The organism is Subtercola sp. Z020 (assembly GCF_002931235.1).
Lineage (GTDB): Bacteria > Actinomycetota > Actinomycetes > Actinomycetales > Microbacteriaceae > Subtercola.
The window spans coordinates 1-19137 of the sequence record NZ_PSTT01000008.1 but is presented as its reverse complement, the minus strand read 5'-3'; the positions used below and the strand labels follow the sequence as shown (position 1 = coordinate 19137).

The window sequence follows — 19137 nt, the reverse complement described above, 5'->3', positions numbered from 1 at the left end:
CCCTAGTCTGCCCGCGAAACCTCCGCAGCGGAACGAGCCGCGCCCGGGAGCGCCGAGACGATGCGGTCGATTGCCGCATCGTCGAGCGCCGCCGACACGAACCAGGCCTCGAAGACCGACGGCGGCAGCGAGACACCCGCGTCGAGCATCGCGTGGAAGAACGGCGCGTACCGGAACGACTCCTGCGCCTGCACCTCGGCGTAGGTGCGCGGGCCGCCGCCCGAGAAGTCGCCGAACACGAAGCTGAACAGGTTGCCCGCGCGCTGCACGGCGTGCGCCACGCCCTCCGCGGCGAGCGCATCCGACACCGCGTTCGAGAGAATGGATGCCGCGGAGTCGAGCTTCGCGTACACCGCATCGTCGGCGAGCCGCAGGGTGGCGAGCCCGGCGGCGACCGCGACGGGGTTGCCCGAGAGCGTTCCGGCCTGGTAGACCGGGCCGAGCGGAGCGAGGTGGTCCATCACGTCGGCCCGCCCGCCGAGCGCGGCGAGCGGCATCCCGCCGCCGACGACCTTGCCGAACGTGAAGAGGTCGGGCTCGTAGGGCAGGTCGGCCCCCCGGTCGCGCGCGTCAGCGACGGCTCCGGATGCCCGGCTCCCCCCGCGCGCAGCCGAACCAGCGTCGACCGCACCCGCAGCAGCACCCGCACCGGCAGCAGCCCCCGCGGCCACCGGCGTCGACCCGCTCGACGCAGCGCGGCCCGACACGTCGAGCCCCCACCACCCCGCCGGCCCCACGCGGAACCCGGTCAGCACCTCGTCCACGATGAGCAGCGCACCGTTCTCATGCACGATGTCGGCCAGCGCCGCATTGAACCCCGGATCCGGTGCGACGACGCCCATGTTCGCGGCCGCGGCTTCGGTGATGACGGCGGCGATCTCACCCGGGTGGGCTGCGAACACCTCCCGCACGGCATCCAGATCGTTGTAGGGAAGCACCAGCGTCTGGGCTGCGGTCGCAGCGGTGACCCCGGCAGACGCGGGCAGCGCGAGCGTGGCGAGACCCGAGCCGGCCTCGGCCAGCAGCGAGTCGGAGTGACCGTGGTAGTGCCCGGCGAACTTCACGAGCAGGTCGCGACCGGTGAATCCGCGTGCGAGACGGATGGCCGTCATCGTCGCCTCCGTGCCGGTGGAGACGAGCCGCACCTTGTGCACGGGGGCGAGGCCGGCCGCCCGGATGCGTTCCCTGATCGCTTCGGCCAGCTCGGTCTCGCCGGGGGTCGAAGCGCCGAACGAGAGCCCGCGGGCCGCCGCATCCTGAACCGCCTGAACGACCTCCGGATGCGCGTGGCCGAGGATCGCCGGGCCCCAGGAGCTCACGAGGTCGACATATTCCACTCCGTCGGCATCGGTCACGTGCGGGCCGCGGGCCGACACCAGGAAGCGGGGCGTACCGCCGACCGAACGGAAAGCGCGCACCGGCGAGTTGACTCCACCCGGAATGGAGACGCTCGCCCGGGCGAAGAGAACATCGGATTCAGACACGAGGGAGCCTTTCAATAACAATCGGGGAATGTGTCACTGGTTCTCGCGCAGCGTGCGCGCGATCTCGGGAGCGTAGTAGGTGAGAACCGCGTCGGCCCCGGCACGGCGAATGCCCGTCACCGACTCGAAGATCGCCCGCTCGCGGTCGATCCAGCCGTTCGCCGATGCAGCCTCGATCATCGCGTACTCACCGGACACCTGGTAGGCCCACACGGGTACCGGCGACACAGCTGCCACGTCGGCGAGAACATCGAGGTAGCTCATGGCCGGTTTGACCATCACGATGTCGGCACCCTGCTCGAGGTCGAGCATCGTCTCGTGCAGGCCCTCGCGGCGGTTGGCCGGGTCTTGCTGGTAGGTCTTGCGATCGCCCTTCAGGGTCGACCCGACGGCCTCGCGGAACGGGCCGTAGAACGCGGAGGCGTACTTCGCCGAGTAGGCCAGGATGGCCGTGTTCGCGAACCCCCGGGCGTCGAGTTCGTCGCGAACGGCGGCGACCTGGCCGTCCATCATGCCCGAGAGGCCGAGCAGTTCACTGCCCGACTCGGCCTGCGCAACGGCCATGTCGCGATAGCGCAGCAGGGTGGCGTCGTTGTCGACCCGACCCTCTGCATCGAGCACGCCGCAGTGCCCGTGGTCGGTGAACTCGTCGAGGCAGAGGTCGGTCTGCACCACGAGTGCGTCGCCGACCTCGGCGACCACGACCCTCGTCGCCTGGTTCAGGATGCCGTCGGGGTCGGTCGCACCCGACCCGATGGCGTCTTTGGCGTCGGGCACACCGAACAGCATCACCCCGCCGAGCCCGAGGTCGGCGGCTTCGTTCACGACCGCGCGCACGCTCTCTGTCGTGTGCTGCACGATGCCGGGCATCGAGCTGAGCGGGCGCGGCTCTGTGCCCTCGCGCACGAAGATCGGCAGGACCAGGTCGGCGGGGTGCAACCGGGTCTCTGCGACGAGGCGCCGCATGGCAGGGGTGGCGCGCAGGCGCCGGGGCCGAACTGTCAGACCGGCCGAGGGGCCGTTCCCGTGTGAAGTCATGCCTCAACCCTACGCTCCGCTGTCGGTGCGGCGGCTGGGCGCGGGAGGCCGCTGCGGGCGGGAGGCGGCCGCAGCGCAAGGCGGTGCTCCGGCGCGCGCAGGATGCCCGTTCCGGGGGCCGCGCGCAAGGGTCTGCCCACACGCGCGCGCTGCTGGCACAGTGGCAGCTACGGAGTCGGGGCGCAGCCCGCCCCCACGGTCATCCGCAACCGGATGAGCGCCGCCCGATCATCCACCACCCCAGGAGCGCCCCATGCCCGTCGCCGCCGTCGACTACGCCCACCTTCGCCTCACCGTCACCGACATCGCCCGCTCGAGGGCGTTCTACGATTCGGTGTTCGGTTTCGACGTGCTCGTCGAGGCGCCGCCCGCCGACGCCGACGAGCAGACCAAGGAGCAGCTCGCGTTCGTGTTCGGCGGCGTGATCTACCAGTTCGCCGGCGGGGTGTTGGGCCTTCGCCCGGTCGCGCCGGCCGGCGATCGCTACGACGAGAATCGCGTCGGCCTCGACCACCTGAGCTTCGCCGTGCCCGCTCGAAGCGACCTCGATGACGCGGTGGAGGTGCTCGACGGGCTCGGCATCGCGCACGAGGAGATCAAGGACATCGGGTCGGGCTACATCCTCGAGTTCCGCGACCCCGACAACATCGCGCTCGAGCTCACCGCCCCGAAGCCCTCCGCCTGAGCACCGCCGGCCGTCAGCCGCCAGCCCTCAGCCCTCAGCCCTCAACCGTCAGCCCTCAACCGTCAGCCCTCAGCCCCGGGCGACCGCCACGTCGACGAGCGTCTGGATGAGGGACTCGGCCGAGCGGTCGGCCGCGATCAGGTCGACGCGCAGGCCGTAGCTGCGGGCATCCTGAGCCGTCACCGGCCCGATGCACGCCACGATCGTCGTCTCGGGGATCGGGCCGAGCTGCAGCTGCACCTGCTCGGCAACGCTCCCCGACGTCACGAGGATCGCGCGGATCAGCCCCGCCTCGACCTCTTCGCGGATGTTCGGGTCGACCGGAACGCCGATCGTGCGGTACGCGACGACCGACTCCACGGAGTGACCGCGCTGGGCCAGGCCCTCGCTCAGCACCGGCTTCGCGATCTCGCTGCGGAGCGTGAGGATGCGGAGCGACGCCCCGCCCTCCTCGAACTGCTTCATCTCGCTGAGCAGGCCCTTTGCCGAGTTGTCTTCGAGCGGAACCAGGTCGACCCGGTAGCCGGCCGAGGTCAGCGCGGCGGCCGTGGTCTCGCCGACGGCGGCGATGCGGGTGCCCGCCGGAACGAGTGCCTGGTGGGCCGACAGCACGTCGACGGTGGTCGCGCTCGTGACCGTGAGCCAGTCGAAGTTGCCCGCGGCGAGGCGCTCCAGTGCACTCTCGAGCGCAGACGGGTCTTCGGTCGGGGCGAAGTTGATGAGCGGCGCGACGAGCGGGGTCGCGCCCATCCCCCGCAGGTCGGAGGCGACACCGTGCCCCCACGGCCCACCGCGCGGCACGAGCACGCGCCAGCCGGCGAGGGGTTTCGGAATCGGCGACGTCGGAGTGCCCATCAGCGCGCAACCCCCAGCTCGGCGAGCTCGGCGGCGCCGTCGTCGAGCAGCTGGGCCGCGATCGACGAGCCGAGGCCATAGGCGGCGGCCTCCCCGTCGGCCAGCGACAGGTTCGCGGGCAGGGTCGTCGACTGCGTGCTGCCGAGTTCGGCCGACCCATCGGGGCTGTAGACGACGGCCGTGAGGGTGAGGGTGCCGTCGGCGAGGGTGGAGGATGCGCCGATCGGCGCGCTGCAGCCCGCTTCGAGAGCGGCGAGAACCGCCCGTTCAGCCACGATCGAGAGCCGGGAGCCCTCGTTCTGGATCTGGGTCAACTCGGGAATGCTGTCCTCCTCGCGCGCTTCTAGAGCCAGTGCGCCCTGGCCTGGTGCTGTCGGCCAGACGGAGAGATCGAAGAATTCGGACACAGCATCCAACCGCTGAAGCCTTGTGAGTCCGGCGGCAGCAAGCACCACAGCGTCCAATTCCCCGCTCGACACCTTTGCCAGCCTGGTGTCGACATTACCTCTAATGTCGACCACCGCGACATCCGGCCGCAGACTTCGGAGCTGGGCGACGCGCCGTGGCGAGCCCGTTCCGATCCGTGCACCTTCGGGCAGAGCATCCAGAGTCAGGCCGTCGCGGGCGCAGAGCGCATCGCGCGGGTCTTCGCGAAGGGGCACCGCGGCGAGCCTCAGACCGGGGTACGGAGCAGTCGGCAGGTCTTTCAGCGAGTGCACGACCAGGTCGCAGTCACCCTCGACGAGCGCCGCCCGCAGGGCACTCGCGAACACGCCCGTGCCGCCGATGCTCGCGAGGGAAGCGCGGGAGGTGTCGCCCTCCGTCGTCACAACGGTGATCGTCACGTCGACGCCGGTGAGCCGGGTCAGCTCGTCGGCGATCATCCCGGTCTGGGCCAGGGCCAGCGCGCTGCCGCGGGTGGCTATCGTCAGCTTGCGTGTCATGCGGCCCGACCGGTCACGGCTGCAGACCGGCGAGCGCAGGCTTGAACCCGAGTCGCACGTTCTCGCAGCAGCCCGAACGACACACGTCGTACCAGGGGCCGAGGGCGGTGAGCGAGGGCCGGTCGGCCGTGGCGGTGCCGTTGACCCGTTCGAGAACGAGGTCGATGAGGCCGTTCACGTACTTCTGGTGAACGCCGGGCGTCGGCACGCGAACACTGAACAACGCGTGCTCGTTCGCCGTGTCGGTGGCCTCCTTGTCGAGGTCCCACTTGACTTCCATGTGGTCGCTCACGAACCCGAGCGGCACGATGACGACCGCGCGGATGCCGCGGGCCGGCAGCAGCTCGATCGCATCGTTGATGTCGGGCTCGAGCCACGGCTGGGTGGGCGGGCCGCTCCGGCTCTGGAAGACGAGCTGCCACTGCGGCAGGGAGGTGCGACCGACGCCGACGGCCTCCATGACGACCTCTGCGACCGCCCGGTGCTGCGCCTGGTAGGCACCGCCCGGACCGAACCCGCGTTCGGGCGGGCCCGAGCGGTCGGCATCCGTCGACGGAATGGAGTGCGTCGAGAACAGCACCTCGACTTCGGTACCCAGGTCGATACCGGGCAGGGCCACCTCGATCTCGTCGAAGGCTGCGGCGACACCGTCGATGAACGGCGCGACGAAACCGGGGTGGTCGAAGAACTGGCGCACCTTGTCGATCTGCAGCGTGCCCTCGAGACCGGTCTCCGTGAGCGCCTTTGCGTAGTCCTCGCGGTACTGGCGGCAGCTCGAGTACGAGCTGTAGGCGCTGGTGCCGATGGCGATGAGCTTGCTGAAGCCGCGCTCGTTCGCCTCGACGAGCGCCTCGGGCAGGTACGGCGCCCAGTTGCGGTTGCCCCAGAGCACGGGCAGGTCGATGCCGCGGCGAGCCAGTTCGGCTTCGAGCGCCGCCTTCAGCTCGCGGTTCTGCTCGTTGATCGGGCTGACGCCGCCGAAGGCACGGTAGTGGTGCGCGACCTCTTCGAGCCGTTCGTCGGGGATGCCGCGGCCGCGCGTGACGTTGCGGAGGAAGGGGATGACGTCGTCCTGCCCCTCCGGCCCGCCGAAGCTGGCCAGCAGAATGGCGTCGTACGCGACCGGCGTCTCGACGTGTTCGGCTCCGGATGCCGCGGCCTCTGTCGCGGCGCGCACGAGAACGCCCTCGGGGAAGGCGTTCAGGTCGGCGGCGGGGGCGGAATCGGTGGCGGGGCCCACGGGGGCCGGCGCGTCGACGGCTGCTGCGTCGCTCACTGGAGCACCTCCACGATCTCGGCGGTACCGATGCGGCGCCCGGTGAAGAACGGCACCTCTTCGCGAACGTGCCGGCGGGCATCCGTCTGCCGCAGATCTCTCATCATGTCGACCAGATTGAGCAGTTCGTCGTCTTCCAAAGCCAGGATCCATTCGTAGTCGCCGAGCGCGAAGCTCGCGACCGTGTTCGCGAGGGTCGTGCGGAATGCCGCCCCCTTCATGCCGTGGTCGCGGAGCATGGCGCTCCGCTCGGCCTCGGGCAGCAGATACCACTCGTACGATCGCACGAACGGGTAGACGGTCACCCAGCCCTGCGGGGGTTTGCCCAGCATGAAGCTCGGCATGTGCCGCTTGTTGAACTCGGCGTCGCGGTGAACCCCCATCGCGTTCCAGACGGGGAGCAGCCCCGTGAGGAGGGCGGTGCGGCGCAGTTGGCGGAGGGCCCACTGCAGGGTCTCCGGCGTCTCCCCGTGGATCCACACCATCAGGTCGGCATCGGCGCGGAGCCCCGACACGTCGTAGAAGCCCCGCACAGTGACGTCTTCTGCCTCGATGCTGAGCACCGCGTCATCCAGTTCCGAGACGAGCGACGGAACGTCGTACCCGTCTCGTTCGAACGGCGTCTCTGAATTGCGGCGGAAGACCGCCCACAGCGTGTACGCCGTGACCATCTCGCCCATCGGCTCAGACGTCGAAGGGATCGTGCTGGGGGCTGGGTCTGTCATCGTCTTCTTTCCTTCGGTGGGCAACCCCGGCCCACTGTCTCTGTGTGGAAGCCCCCCGGCGTGGTGCGTGTCTCTCGTGGTGTGCTCTGGTTCTGGATGCCGCGGCGGTTCTGGATTCCGCGGCCGGCGTCAGCGACGGGTCGCCGCCCGCACGCCGAAGAAGATGCCCGTGCCGACGAGCGCCACGACTCCCGCGGCCCCGGCCACCAGGGCCGCCGGGTTCTCCTCGCGGAGCGCCTGGAAGCGCGCCTTCAGCTGCGCGGTCTCATACTTCGCGCGCTTCGGAACGTTCAGCTTGAACTCGATGGCGTCGAGCGTCTGGGCGAGAGTGTCGCGGTTCTTGACGACCGCGTTCTTGATCTCCTCGTGCGAGCGCGTGTCTTTGGGCTTGTCGGGCTTCGACGGTTGGTTCTTCTTGAGGCCGGCGGCAGCGGCCTTCGAGGCGGCACCCGTTCGTGCGCCCGCGCTGAGCTCCTTCTTGTCACTCATGGGTCTCACCCAGTCCCTTCACGGCGTTCACGTCTTTCTTCAGGCTGGTGATCGACTCTTCGGGAACCGGTGGCACACCCTTCTTGATCTGCGCGACGCCGACCAGGATCAGGATGATCGCAATGAGCAGCAGCCCGCCCGCCACGATCAGCGCGGAGAGCCAGGCCGGCAGGGCGGTCGCGATACCGAGAACGGCGGCAGCGACCAGCACGGCGAACACGAAGAACAGCAGGAAGAGCGCGGCGGCGATGAGGCCGGCGCCGATCCCGAGCTTCGAGACGCGGCTGACGATCTCGGACTTCAGCAGCGTCAGCTCGTCTTTGACGAGGGTGACGAGGAGGCTCGGGAGGGCGCTCACCAACTCGGCGAGCGACTGTTTCGTCTTCGGGTTGCGAGGGTTGGTGTACGAAGCACCGGGGTCGGCCACAGTGATCTCCGGCCTATTCGACGAAGCCGGTCAACGGCGGAACGACGGTGCCGGAGCCTGTGCTCGTACCGGCTGCGCCCGCGCGCTTCGCGCTGGAACCCGCACTGCCGCGGCCGCCCGCACTGCTCGCGCCGCGTGCACCGGAGCGGTTGCCGGCGTTCGACCCGTCGAGGCGCAGAACCGCGCCGAGGCCCTTGCGAACGCCGTCGGCGATCTTGCCCGACGCCGCGTCGAGGCGCTGGTTGGCGAAACCCTGAACCTGCGAGACACCCGCCTGAACCGGCTGCGACTGCCACACTTTGTCGGCACCCGCCTTGATCTGCTCGTACCGCTGGCGGCCGGCTCTCGAGCCGAGAACGTAGCCCGCACCGATGCCGACCACGAAAAGCAGCTTTCCGCGCATGATTACTCCGATCAGTCGTGAATTGCCTGTCTGTAAATCGTAGACCTATGTGCTGAGCAGGCTGACAGCGAGCGCCGAGGCCTTGACGCTCGTTCCGTCGATGACGTAGGCGAGGCCGGTCCCCGAGATCCAGGCTCCGACGACTTCGAGCCCCGGATGCTCGTGCACGGCCTCGACGAGGGCGTCGACCCTGGCGCGGTGGCCGCTCGTCGCGAAGGCGAGCGAGTCGCGCCATTCGGCCAGCGCGAAGCCGCGCACCTGTGCGTCGTCGAGGCGGATGCCGAGCAGCGTGCTCGCGTCTCGGAGAGCGTCGGCCCGGGTTACGGTGGGGGCCGCGCCGCCGCTCGTCGTCGTCGCGCCGCCCCGGCCGTAGGAGAGGCGCACCACGTGGCGGCCGGGGCCCGCGGCCGCTGCCAGCCAGGGCCACTTCGCGGTGGCGTGGGTGAGCGCCTTGGCACCGACCGTGGTGACGTCTTCGGCCACCAGCACGCCGGTTCCGCGGGGCGCGGCGTCGAGTTCGGGCGCGTCGAGCACGAGGGTGGCGAGGGTGACGGCGGAGGATCCGGGCCAGCCGGCGCCCTCCGTCTGCTCACGCAGCCCGTCGAGGTTCTGCAGCAGCCCGAGCGCCGCGCGGAAGCCGGCGGCGACGACGACCCCGTTCGAGCCCAGCACCGAGCCGTCGTCGAGCACGGTCATCCACTCGGCCGCGTGCGCGTGCTCGCCGTGCTCGGCCCGCCCACCCGCACCCGACTCGGCCGCGGGTTCGGCCGAAGGGGCCGAAATCGTGCCTGGGTCGGCGCGGTCGAACGATTCGGGTCCCTTCGCGCCGGCCGCGGCCGGGCCCGAAGGCGCCTGGGACATGTCGACGCGGCGGATGCTGCTGACGCCCACGCCGAACTGCAGGTCGACGCCGAAGCGTTCGCAGTCGGCGACCAACGCCTCGACGAGGCGGAACATGCCGCCGTCGAGGCCGCCGACCGCGGATCCGGAGCGCGCTCCGGGCCGGCCACCGGCATCCGCCGCGCCGTCGTCGACCGCGCGCGTGCCCGCGGCGGGGCGGGGGCGGCGCGCGATCAGCGAGAGCACCGCACCCGAGAGCGAGCCCTGCACCTCCATCGCCGCGAGCAGGCCGGGGGCCACCGCGTCGACGTCGACGAGCTCGGGGTGGGCGGAGTGCACGCCCGACACGATCGGGGCGACGAGGCGGTCGAGCACCCTCTGCCCCATCCGGCGCCGCACCAGATCGCCGAGGCTCTTCTGTTTGCGTACCCGCACGAGCGGGCTGTAGCGGTCGAGCTGGGCGCGCAGAACGCCCGACCAGCCGATGATGCGCCGCACGTCGTCGGCGAGCGGAACACCCGGGATGCCCAGCACGGTGTTCTTCGGCAGCGGCGCGGCATCCCCCTCGAGCTGCACCCAGGCGCCTGAGGGGTTCGGGCTCACGACCTCGTCGCCGAGACCGAGGCCGGCGAGGTAGGCGGCGACGGTTCCGCCGCGGGTGGCGAAGCTCTCGGCACCCGAGTCGAGACGTATGCCTGCAACGGTATGTGTCGCGACGCACCCGCCGGGGGTGGGGGATGCCTCCACCAGCGTGACGCGGAACCCCTTGCGTGCGAGGGTGCGGGCCGCCACAAGCCCGGCTACGCCGCCACCGACGACGACGACGCTCTGCCCGGCCGGCACGGGTCAGGCCGCGGGGGTCGGGGCGGGAAGGGAGGATGCAGCGTCAGCCGCCACCTGATGCACGAACGCGACGAGGCGTGTGATCACCGCGGGGTCGGTGTCGGGCGGCACCCCGTGCCCGAGGTTCAGCACGTGGGCCGGAGCCGCCTTCCCCCGCTCGAGCACGTCGAGCACATGCGCCTCGAGCACCGGCCACGGTGCCGCGAGGAACGCGGGGTCGATGTTGCCCTGCAGCGGCACCGTGCCGCCGAGCCGGCGCGACGCCTCATCCAGCGGGATGCGGTAGTCGACCCCCATCACATCGGCGCCGACGTCGTGCATCGCGCCGAGCAACTCCCCGGTGCCCACGCCGAAGTGCACGATCGGAACGGTGCGGCTCGCGGCATCCGGAGCCGTGTACTCGAGGCCGTGCACGCGGGCGAGAGCGAGAGCGGAGGCCGGTGCGACCTTTGCGGTGTAGTCGGCCAGCGAGAGCGCGCCGGCCCAGGAGTCGAAGAGCTGTGCAGCGCTCGCGCCGGCGAGGATCTGTGCGCGGAGGAAGGCGCCGGTGACCGTGGCGGTCCAGCGCATCAGCGCCTGCCAGCTCTCGGGGTCGGAGTGCATCATCGTGCGCGCGGCGATGTGGTCCTTCGACGGGCCGCCCTCGACAAGGTAGGCGGCGAGGGTGAAGGGGGCGCCGGCGAATCCGATGAGTGGGATGTCGCCCAGCGCGTCGACGGTCAGGGCGACGGCCTCGGAGATGGGCGCGAGGGCGGCCTCGTCAAGGGTGGGGAGGTTTCGCACGTCGTCGGCGGTGCGCACCGGATGCGGCAGAACCGGACCCTTGCCGGCGACGATCGACACGTCGACGCCGGCCAGCTTGATCGGAACGACGATGTCGCTGAAGAAGATACCGGCGTCGACGCCGTGGCGGCGCACGGGCTGCAGGGTGATTTCGCTCGCCATAGCGGGGTCGAGGCAGGCGTCGAGCATGTCGGTGCCGACGCGGAGGGCGCGGTACTCGGGGAGGGAGCGGCCGGCCTGGCGCATCATCCAGACCGGGGTGACGGGGCCGCGTGTGCCCTGGTAGGTGGTGACGAGGGGGCTGGCGGATGTTCGGCCGCTCTGCAGGGGGTGGGCGGCGGGGAGCACGCGGGAGTCTGCGGGGGTCGGGCTCGTCGGGAGATTCACGTGGTCGATTGTCTCAGGCTTTGCTCCTGTTTTCCCGAGCCCGCCTGCAACGCGAGTTCTCCACAGATTTCGGCCTCTCGCGCCGTCGACACCCCGTCGCTGCTTCACTGAATTTATGACAAATACTCTCGAAATGCCACCTGTCGAGCTGTACGATAACTCGTACCAGTCAGCAGGGAGCAAGGCCATGGCCATCACAGCGTCAGAAGCACGAAAGAACCTCTTCAGCCTCATCGAGCAGGTGAACGACGACGAGCTCGTCATCGAGATCACCTCGCGACGGGGCAACGCCATGCTCGTTTCGAGCAGGGAGTGGAGTGCCATGAAGGAGTTCGAGTACCTCATGCGGTCGCCGGCGAATGCGCGCGAACTGCTGGAGAGCATGCGGCAGTCCCAGGCGGGGGAGATCGAGTTCCACGAACTCGATCGATCGTGAAGCTAGCGTTCACCGCTCGGGGATGGGCGCACTACGGCCATTGGCAGAAGAATGACCGGATGATGGTGCGGCGTATCAACCGACTCATCGATGAAACGCTGCGAGACCCCGAGAACGGCATCGGCAAACCGGAGATGCTGAGGTACGAACGGGCTGGTGTGTGGTCGCGGCGCATCACGGCGGAGCACCGTCTGGTCTACGAAGTGCGTGGTGACCTGGTGCTCATCTGGCAGTGCCGCTTCCACTACGGTTCATAGACCATCGCGCGCGGTGTGAGTTCTACAAGACGTCGTAGTGGGAGGGGAAAGTCGCTTACGATGGATTGGTGCTGATCTGCCTGACTGCGAGCCATCGCAACGCGAGCTTCACCCTTCTGGAGAAGCTGTCGATCGGCGCACCTTCTGTGGCTCCCACGCTCGTCAGCGACAGCGACTTCATCCAGGGCGCCGTGCTGCTGGCGACCTGCAACCGCTTCGAGGCCTACCTCGACGTCGACGATCCGCTCACGGCGGGCAGTGCCCTCGCCGCACACGAAGTGATCGATGCCGTGAGCCGGGCATCCGGAGTCGACGCCGGTGACGTTTTCGACGCCGTGACCGTTCTCTCGGGCGACACCGTCGCCGAGCACCTCTTCTCGGTGTCGAGTGGGCTCGAGTCGGTCGTGGTGGGCGAAGACGAGATCGCCGGCCAGGTGAAGCGCGCCCTGAACACGGCGCGCGTCGAAGGCACCACCTCGTCGGCGCTGGAGCGGCTGTTCCAGCGCGCCTCCCACACCTCGCGTGACGTGAAGACGAAGACCGGCGTCGGTGGGGCAGGCCGTTCGCTCGTGCGCCTCGCACTCGACCTCGCCGAGAGTCGCGTCACCGACTGGGCCCAGACCCGCGTGCTGCTGATCGGCACCGGCAAGTATGCGCGCGTCAGCCTCACCGCCCTGCAGGAACGCGGCGCGACGGACTTCACGGTCTACTCCCCCTCCTCGCGCGTCGCGCCGTTCGCTGCGCGCCTCGACATTCCGCAGGTGTTCGGCGACGACCTGGTCGCCGCCGTCGCCGCCTCCGACGTCATCGTGGCCGCGAGCCAGTCGCCCGTCGCCGTGCTGACGGCCGCCGACTTCACCGCAGCGCAGACGGTTCCGGATGCTGTGCAGCGCCGCCTCGTGATCGACCTCGGTCTTCCCCGGAACATCGACCCCGCGGTGTCGTCGATCGCTGGCGTCGAGTTGCTCGACCTCGAGACGATCAGCCTGCACGCCCCCATCGACGAGTTCGCCTCGACGACGAGTGCACGGGCGATGGTGGATGAGGCTGCCGCCGAGTACAGCGCAGCCCGCGTGGAATCCGAAGTGACGCCCGCCGTGGTCGCCCTGAGGTCGCACTTCTTCGACGCGCTCGACGCGGAGATCAGCCGCGCCCGCACCCGCGGTGACAGTTCGCCCGAGACCGAGGCGGCGCTCCGCCACCTCGTCGGGGTACTGCTGCACACGCCGTCTGTGCGCGCCCGCGAACTCGCCCGTGCCGGCGAGGGTGCATCGTTCGTCGGGGCACTCGAAGCTCTGTTCGGCGTGCAGCCCGCCGCGCCTGCCGCGCCGGTCGCCCACCTGGGCGGCACGCGAGTGGCCGGGGCCGCCAGCGGCGCCACGGCTGCGCCGGCCGCGCCTGTCGCGCCTGTCTCCCCGTCAGTGCCGCCGGTGCACCCCGCGCCTCCGCGTGAGGCCTCCGCCGCCTCCTGACCCGCCCGCTTCTGGCAGGGTGGGGGCGTGACGACGTTCTCCGAGATCCGTACGCCCCGGCTCACGCTTCGACTGCTGCGCGCGAGCGATGCGGAAGACATCCATGCGTACCAGCGCCTGCCCGAGGTCGTCGAGTACATGTTCTGGCAGGTGCGCACGCTGGCCGAGACGCGCGAACACCTCGCCCGGCGGCTCGCCACCACTGCGCTGGTGAACGATGGTGACGTGCTGGTGGTGGGTGTCGAGCTGGCCGACGGCTCCGGCGGCAGCTCCCGGCTGATCGGGGAGATCACGGTCTTCCTGCACAGCGTCGAGAGCGGCCAGGCGGAGATCGGCTGGGCGTTCAACCCGAAGTTCCAGGGCCGCGGCTATGCCTCCGAGGCGGCGGGCCGGATGCTCGACTGGGCGGTCACGGAGCTCGGCGCCCATCGCGTGGCAGCGCAGCTCGACCCGCTCAACACGTCGTCCGCGGCCGTCTGCGGTCGGCTCGGGATGCAGCAAGAGGCGCTGTTCCGCGAGAACCTGTGGTTCAAGGGTCGGTGGGGTGACACCGCGGTCTACGCGCTGCTGCGCTCGGAGTGGGAGGCGCGGCGCCTCGGCGCGGCGGCGCCAGCCGAGGCGGGCGCGGGAGGGGGCGCGACGGTGGCGGAGGCGGCGCCGGGCGCTGGTGGAATGCCGGCGATCCGGGTGGCGGCTGCGGTGCTGCTACGGGAACGACGGGTGCTGATGGTGACTGCGCGGGGGCGCGACGTGCTGTACCTGCCCGGGGGCAAGATCGACGACGGCGAGACTGCCGCCGCCGCGGTGCGGAGGGAGTGCCGCGAAGAGGTTTCCGTCGAGCTCGATGAGCCGAGCATCCGGAGCCTGTTCACGGTGACGGTGCAGGCGCACGGCGAACCGGAGGGGCGGATGGTCGTGATGGAGCTGTTCGCAGCGACGACCTCTGACGAGCCGACCCCGTCGGCCGAGGTCGACTCGGTGCACTGGGTGACCTCCGCCGATGCGTACCGCTGCCCCCCGGCCGGCGTCGAGACCCTCGCCCGCCTCGTAGCCCGTGGCCTCATCGACTGACCCCGCCCTCGCCCGCCGCCCCGCCGCGTTGCGCCGCCATCACATGCGTAGCTGAGGACGAGAGCGCCGATGGCGCCCCCAACGCACCCAACCCCGCCCTCATCCTCGATTACGTGCGTGGAGCGGGGGTCAGTAGACGTACTCGAGGATGTCGGTGCCGAGGGTGCGCATGCCGTCGAGCACGGCGAGGCGGCCGGTGAGCTCGGCGTCGTTGTAGCGCATCGTGACGGCGTAGGCGACGCTCGCGCGCGGGCCCCGGAGCACCCCCACCTCTGAGCGGATGCCCTGCCCCGAGCCGGTCTTGTTCACCAGCAGCAGGCCGTGGTCCGAGTGCACGTGCGACAGCGGGTCGAGCCCGAACGCACTCGCGACCATCGACAGGTCGCTGCCGAGGCCGAGCCAGGCGAGCACCTGCTGGCTGGTCGCGACATCGACCACGCTGCCCTCCGCGAGGTTGCGGAAGAGGGTCGCGAGCTCCCGCGCCGAGCCGACCGAGAAGTGCGGGGCGTCGTCGGGGCCGCGGTAGTCGCGCACCTTGTCGAGCAGGAAGGTGCGGTGAAGACCCAGTGCCTCGCCCCGCGCCCGCACGGCGTCGAGCCCGATCTGCCGCAGCAGCACGTTGGTGGCGAGGTTGTCGCTGGAGGCTCCGACGAGCACGGCCAGGTCGGCGACGGGGAGGGTGGGCACCTGGAGGTGCTGCCAGAGCCCGGTGCCGGCGGCCGAGTCCACGACGGTTCGGTCGAGCAGGCCGTGCGCCGAGATGTCGCGCTGGGTGAGCCGCGCGGCCACCTCGATGAGCAGCAGCACCTTGCCGAGGCTGGCGGTGGGCACCGACAGGTGGTCGTCTATGGAGAAGAGCACCTTCTCTGTGGCGACATCCAGAGCCGACGCCGTGATCTGCACACCCGAGAGCGCGAGCTTCGTCAGCGAGACGAAGCCGCGTTTGAACGTCTCCGTGTCGCTCTGGGCGCTCGAACGGCGCCCGCTCGGAAGACCGGGCTGCGCCCGTCGCCGGTCTTTGCGCTTCGGGGGTGCCATTACCAGATGGTCACGCGATCGTCGGGGGCGAGCCAGAGGGCATCGCCCTCGCCGACCTCGAAGGCTTCGTAGAACTCGGGGATGTTCCGCACGATCTGGTTGCAGCGGAACTCGTTCGGCGAGTGCGGGTCGATCGCGAGCAGGCGGATGACCTCTTCGTCTCGCGACTTCTGCTGCCAGGCCTGCGCCCACGACAGGAAGAACCGCTGGGCGCCGGTCAGCCCGTCGAGCACGGGCGGTTCGGCGCCGTCGAGGGAGATGAGGTACGCCTTCCACGCGATGCCGAGCCCGCCGAGGTCGCCGATGTTCTCGCCGATGGTGAGTGCGCCGTTCACGTGGTGGTCGGGCACCTGCGCGGGGGCGAGGGCGTCATACTGCGCGATGAGCGAGGCGGTCAGCTTCTCGAAGGCCTCACGGTCGGCCTCCGTCCACCAGTCGGTGAGCCGGCCGTCGCCGTCGAAGCGCGAACCCTGGTCGTCGAAGCCGTGGCCGATCTCGTGCCCGATGACCGCGCCGATCGCGCCGTAGTTGGCCGCGGCATCCCGCTGCTCGTCGAAGAACGGGTACTGCAGGATGGCGGCGGGGAAGACGATCTCATTGAAGCCGGGGTTGTAGTACGCGTTGATCGTCTGCGGCAGCATGAACCATTCGTCGCGGTCGAGCGGCTTGCCCACCTTGCCGAGCTCCCGCTGGAACTCGAACTCGCTCGTCGCTCGCACGTTGTCGAACAGGCTCGAGGCGTCGAGTTCGAGGCTCGAATAGTCGCGCCACTTCACGGGGAAGCCGATCTTCGGAGTGAACGTGTCGAGCTTCTCGAGGGCCCGCACGCGGGTCTCCGGCGTCATCCACCCGAGGTCGGTGATCGACTGGCGGTAGGCCTCGATGAGGTTGGCGACGAGGATGTCCATCGCGGCTTTCGCGGTACCGCCGAAGTGCCGCTCGACGTAGATGCGGCCGACGGCCTCGCCCATCGAGCCCTCGACGAGGGAGACTCCCCGCTTCCACCGGGCGCGGATCGACGGCGTGCCGGTAAGCGTGTGGCCGTAGAACTCGAAGTTCTCGGCGACGAACGCGGAGGGCAGGAACGGGGCGGCGCCGTGGATGACCTTCCAGGCGAGCCAGTCCTTCCACGCCTCGAGCCGGTCGTCGGTGATGAGGCTCGACAGGCCCTCGAGGAAGCTCGGCTCGCGCACGACGACCTCGTCGAGCACACCCGCCGGGGTGCCGAGGGCGTCGCGCCAGATCGTCAGGGTGCCGGCCGGCGAACCGTCGACCGCGGCGCCCGCGAAGAGCGCGAGCAGGTCGGACCAGGAGAGCAGGTTGTAGGTCGCCTGCGCGTCACGGGTCTTCACGTTGTCCCAGTGCTTCGACGCGATCGCCGTCTCGAGGTCGAAGACGCGCTGGGCGCGTGCCGGCGCGCTGCCCTCGTCTGCCGCCGCCCCCACGCCCGTGCCGGCGAGCTCGAACATGCGCTGGATGTGCGAGACGTACGCCTCGCGGATGCCCGCGAACTTCTCCTCGCGGTAGTAACTCTCGTCGGGCAGGGTGATGCCGCCCTGCTCCACGAACACGAGGTAGCGCTCGGGGTTGCCCGGGTCGTTGTCGACGAAGAGGTGGAAGAACCCGCCCACGCCCTGCCGTTCGAGCCGCCCGACGGTGCGCACGAGGTCTTCGACGGAGGAGATCGCGTCGACCAGGGCGAGCTGGCCGTCGATGGGCGTCGTTCCGAGCTCCTCGATGCGCTGCTCGTTCATGAAGCTCGTGTAGAGGTCGCCGAACTTGCGCTCCTCGGTGCCCTCTGCGGCGCCCTGCGCCTCGGTGATGATCTGCTGCACGGCCTTCTCGGCCTCTTCGGCGAGCTCGTAGAACGACCCGTAACGGGCCTTGTCCTCGGGGATCTCTGTGCGCGCGATCCACCGCCCGTTGACGTGCCTGAAGAGGTCGTCCTGCGGCCTGGTCGCAGGGTCGAGTTCGGTGGTGTCGATGCCCGTTTCGCTCATTCGTCCAGAATACTCACGCCGTCCGACACTCGGCCTCCGGCGGGCAGCAGGCGGCGGGCGGCGGGCCGGGTGTCGGGGGCGCTGGCTACGGTTGGTGGATGCCCGTTCCCCCCGTGAAGAGCCTCGACCGCGACATCCTGCGCCTCGCCGTGCCCGCGCTCGGGGCGCTCGTGGCCGAGCCGCTCTTCCTGCTGACCGACACCGCCCTGGTGGGCCACCTCGGCGAGGTGCCGCTCGCCGCCCTCGGAATCGCGAGCGCCGTCGTGCAGACGGTGATCGGGCTGCTGATCTTCCTCGCCTACGCGACCACGCCGGCGGTCGCGCGCCGGCTCGGCGCGGGCGACCGCACCGGGGCGATCCGGGCCGGTATCGACGGCCTGTGGCTGGCGCTCGGGCTGGGCGTCGTCGTGGTGCTGCTCGGCCTGGTCTTCGCGCGCCCGGTCGTCGGCCTGTTCACGGGAGCCACGGATGTCGCAGCCGACGCCGTCACGTACCTGACCGTGTCGCTGGCCGGGCTGCCGGCGATGCTGCTCGTCATCGCTGCGACCGGGCTGTTGCGTGGCCTGCAGGACACCCGCACGCCGCTCGTCGTCGCCGTCGCCGGGTTCGCGGCCAACGCCGGGCTCAATGCGCTGTTCATCTACGGCTTCGGCTGGGGCATCGCGGGCTCGGCGGCGGGAACCGTGGTCGCGCAGTGGGCAATGGCGGCGGTCTACATCGTGATTGCGGTACGGGCGGCCCGGGCGAGCGGAGCGCTGCTGCGACCGGGGCTCGACGGTGTCGGGTCGGCCGCGGCATCCGGAGCCTGGCTGCTGCTCCGCACGGCGTCGCTGCGGGCGGCGATCCTCGCGACGGTAGCGGTGGCGGCCACCCTCGGAACCGCGTCGCTCGGCGCCTTCCAGATCGCGCTGACGCTGTTCACGACGCTCGCTTTCATTCTGGATGCCCTGGCCATCGCCGGGCAGGCGCTGATCGGGCACGGGCTGGGGGCGGGCGACACCGAGCGGGTGATGCTCGTGACGCGGCGGCTGGTGCGCTGGGGGCTCGCGTCGGGCGTCGTGCTCGGCGCCGCCGTGGCACTGGTCGCGGGGCTCGGCCTGCTCGGCCCGGTGTTCACGTCGAGCCCGGAGGTGCAGGCGGCGCTGCGGGTGACGGCCCTGGCCATGGCGGTCGGCATTCCGCTCGCCGGGTACGTGTTCGTGCTCGACGGGGTGCTGATCGGGGCGGGCGATTCGCGGTACCTGGCGCTCAGTGGGCTGGTGAATGTGGCGATCTATGCGCCGCTGCTGGTTCTGGTGCTGCTGTTCGCGCCGGGCGGCGGGGATGACGCGGCCCTCGTGTGGCTGTGGGCGGCGTTCGGCTACGGGTACCTCGGGGCCCGTGCGCTGACGCTCGGGCTGCGCGCGCGCTCGGGGCGGTGGATCGTGGCTGGCGCCTCCGCCGCAGAGCCCGCGTAACCCGACACCTCCCGCGCGGCGAGCCCGCGTACCCGGCACCTCCCGCGAGAGGACGCTGTTTGTCGGAAAGCGTGCTGATTCCGGCACCTTGCGCCCTCTCGGCACGTACCCGCGGATGGGTGGAGTGTTCCCGCGAGCGCGGGAAGGCGCCAAGCGTCGGAATGCGGCGCGGTTGGAGCAGTTAGCGTCCTCTCGCGGCGGACAGGCGGGGGGGCGAGGCGTGGGGG

Annotated in this window: 19 protein-coding genes; 6 read left to right on the top strand and 13 right to left on the bottom strand. The window is 70.4% G+C overall.

The features are described from left to right. Positions 1-2: 2 nt before the first annotated feature. Positions 3-1484, bottom strand: a complete 1482-nt coding sequence (locus C5B96_RS00815) for a glutamate-1-semialdehyde 2,1-aminomutase (protein WP_104241994.1) — start codon at positions 1482-1484, stop codon at positions 3-5. A 33-nt stretch (positions 1485-1517) separates the two neighbouring features. Beyond that, positions 1518-2522: a porphobilinogen synthase gene (gene hemB, locus C5B96_RS00810; RefSeq protein WP_104241992.1), complete on the bottom strand. Its 1005-nt coding sequence runs from the start codon at positions 2520-2522 to the stop codon at positions 1518-1520. Between the two features lie 253 nt (positions 2523-2775). On the opposite strand from hemB, the gene C5B96_RS00805 reads away from it, so the two are divergent. Next, complete coding sequence (locus C5B96_RS00805; protein ID WP_104241990.1) at positions 2776-3207, top strand: VOC family protein; 432 nt, start codon at positions 2776-2778, stop codon at positions 3205-3207. Between the two features lie 69 nt (positions 3208-3276). Here the strand turns inward: C5B96_RS00805 and C5B96_RS00800 are convergent, their stop codons facing one another. The 9 genes from C5B96_RS00800 to hemE form a co-directional block, all read right to left on the bottom strand. Next, complete coding sequence (locus C5B96_RS00800) at positions 3277-4062, bottom strand: uroporphyrinogen-III synthase (protein WP_104241988.1); 786 nt, start codon at positions 4060-4062, stop codon at positions 3277-3279. Further along, positions 4062-5006 carry a hydroxymethylbilane synthase gene (hemC, locus tag C5B96_RS00795; RefSeq protein ID WP_104241986.1) on the bottom strand — a complete coding sequence of 315 codons (945 nt, stop codon included), beginning with the start codon at positions 5004-5006 and terminating at the stop codon, positions 4062-4064. Before hemC ends, C5B96_RS00800 begins: the two co-directional genes overlap by 1 nt. A gap of 13 nt (positions 5007-5019) precedes the next feature. After that, complete coding sequence (locus tag C5B96_RS00790) at positions 5020-6183, bottom strand: ferrochelatase (RefSeq protein ID WP_104242025.1); 1164 nt, start codon at positions 6181-6183, stop codon at positions 5020-5022. A 95-nt stretch (positions 6184-6278) separates the two neighbouring features. After that, a complete protein-coding gene (gene hemQ, locus C5B96_RS00785; protein ID WP_104241984.1) occupies positions 6279-7007 on the bottom strand; it encodes a hydrogen peroxide-dependent heme synthase in 729 nt (242 codons plus the stop codon). Positions 7008-7136: 129 nt separating this feature from the next. Beyond that, positions 7137-7496: a DUF3618 domain-containing protein gene (locus tag C5B96_RS17015; protein WP_146078053.1), complete on the bottom strand. Its 360-nt coding sequence runs from the start codon at positions 7494-7496 to the stop codon at positions 7137-7139. After that, entirely contained in the window at positions 7489-7923 is a 435-nt protein-coding gene (locus tag C5B96_RS00775) for a phage holin family protein (protein ID WP_104241982.1), read from the bottom strand. The genes C5B96_RS17015 and C5B96_RS00775 overlap by 8 nt, the downstream gene beginning before the upstream one ends. A 13-nt stretch (positions 7924-7936) precedes the next feature. After that, entirely contained in the window at positions 7937-8326 is a 390-nt protein-coding gene (locus C5B96_RS17685; protein WP_104241980.1) for a hypothetical protein, read from the bottom strand. 45 nt (positions 8327-8371) lie between these two features. Then, complete coding sequence (locus C5B96_RS00765; protein ID WP_104241978.1) at positions 8372-10009, bottom strand: NAD(P)/FAD-dependent oxidoreductase; 1638 nt, start codon at positions 10007-10009, stop codon at positions 8372-8374. Positions 10010-10012: 3 nt separating this feature from the next. Next, positions 10013-11179, bottom strand: coding sequence for a uroporphyrinogen decarboxylase (gene hemE, locus C5B96_RS00760; RefSeq protein WP_233188906.1), 1167 nt, complete (start codon positions 11177-11179; stop codon positions 10013-10015). A 187-nt stretch (positions 11180-11366) separates the two neighbouring features. On the opposite strand from hemE, the gene C5B96_RS00755 reads away from it, so the two are divergent. From C5B96_RS00755 to C5B96_RS00740, 4 genes are all read left to right on the top strand, one after another. Further along, positions 11367-11615: a type II toxin-antitoxin system Phd/YefM family antitoxin gene (locus C5B96_RS00755; protein WP_104241976.1), complete on the top strand. Its 249-nt coding sequence runs from the start codon at positions 11367-11369 to the stop codon at positions 11613-11615. Further along, the gene (locus C5B96_RS00750; RefSeq protein ID WP_104241974.1) at positions 11612-11872 is read left to right on the top strand and encodes a Txe/YoeB family addiction module toxin; all 261 of its coding nucleotides are present in this window, start codon (positions 11612-11614) and stop codon (positions 11870-11872) included. The genes C5B96_RS00755 and C5B96_RS00750 overlap by 4 nt, the downstream gene beginning before the upstream one ends. A gap of 68 nt (positions 11873-11940) precedes the next feature. Beyond that, a complete protein-coding gene (locus C5B96_RS00745; protein WP_104241972.1) occupies positions 11941-13344 on the top strand; it encodes a glutamyl-tRNA reductase in 1404 nt (467 codons plus the stop codon). A gap of 27 nt (positions 13345-13371) precedes the next feature. Continuing rightward, entirely contained in the window at positions 13372-14415 is a 1044-nt protein-coding gene (locus C5B96_RS00740; RefSeq protein ID WP_104241970.1) for a GNAT family N-acetyltransferase, read from the top strand. A 129-nt stretch (positions 14416-14544) separates the two neighbouring features. Here C5B96_RS00740 and C5B96_RS00735 read toward each other — a convergent pair whose 3' ends face one another. Together C5B96_RS00735 and C5B96_RS00730 are read right to left on the bottom strand one after the other, a co-directional pair. Next, complete coding sequence (locus C5B96_RS00735; protein ID WP_104241968.1) at positions 14545-15453, bottom strand: serine hydrolase; 909 nt, start codon at positions 15451-15453, stop codon at positions 14545-14547. Next, a complete protein-coding gene (locus tag C5B96_RS00730; protein WP_104241967.1) occupies positions 15453-17453 on the bottom strand; it encodes a M13 family metallopeptidase in 2001 nt (666 codons plus the stop codon). The genes C5B96_RS00735 and C5B96_RS00730 overlap by 1 nt, the downstream gene beginning before the upstream one ends. Positions 17454-17551: 98 nt before the next feature. Between C5B96_RS00730 and C5B96_RS00725 the strand changes: the two genes are divergently transcribed. Further along, positions 17552-18910 carry an MATE family efflux transporter gene (locus tag C5B96_RS00725; RefSeq protein WP_104241965.1) on the top strand — a complete coding sequence of 453 codons (1359 nt, stop codon included), beginning with the start codon at positions 17552-17554 and terminating at the stop codon, positions 18908-18910. Positions 18911-19137 lie beyond the last annotated feature (227 nt).

Coding starts and splice junctions, on each gene's coding strand:
- hemB (WP_104241992.1), bottom strand. CDS start 2,522: ATGACTTCACACGGGAACGGCCCCTCGGCCGGTCTGACAGTTCGGCCC.
- C5B96_RS00805 (WP_104241990.1), top strand. CDS start 2,776: ATGCCCGTCGCCGCCGTCGACTACGCCCACCTTCGCCTCACCGTCACC.
- C5B96_RS00800 (WP_104241988.1), bottom strand. CDS start 4,062: ATGGGCACTCCGACGTCGCCGATTCCGAAACCCCTCGCCGGCTGGCGC.
- hemC (WP_104241986.1), bottom strand. CDS start 5,006: ATGACACGCAAGCTGACGATAGCCACCCGCGGCAGCGCGCTGGCCCTG.
- hemQ (WP_104241984.1), bottom strand. CDS start 7,007: ATGACAGACCCAGCCCCCAGCACGATCCCTTCGACGTCTGAGCCGATG.
- C5B96_RS17015 (WP_146078053.1), bottom strand. CDS start 7,496: ATGAGTGACAAGAAGGAGCTCAGCGCGGGCGCACGAACGGGTGCCGCC.
- C5B96_RS17685 (WP_104241980.1), bottom strand. CDS start 8,326: ATGCGCGGAAAGCTGCTTTTCGTGGTCGGCATCGGTGCGGGCTACGTT.
- C5B96_RS00755 (WP_104241976.1), top strand. CDS start 11,367: ATGGCCATCACAGCGTCAGAAGCACGAAAGAACCTCTTCAGCCTCATC.
- C5B96_RS00735 (WP_104241968.1), bottom strand. CDS start 15,453: ATGGCACCCCCGAAGCGCAAAGACCGGCGACGGGCGCAGCCCGGTCTT.
- C5B96_RS00730 (WP_104241967.1), bottom strand. CDS start 17,453: ATGAGCGAAACGGGCATCGACACCACCGAACTCGACCCTGCGACCAGG.
- C5B96_RS00725 (WP_104241965.1), top strand. CDS start 17,552: ATGCCCGTTCCCCCCGTGAAGAGCCTCGACCGCGACATCCTGCGCCTC.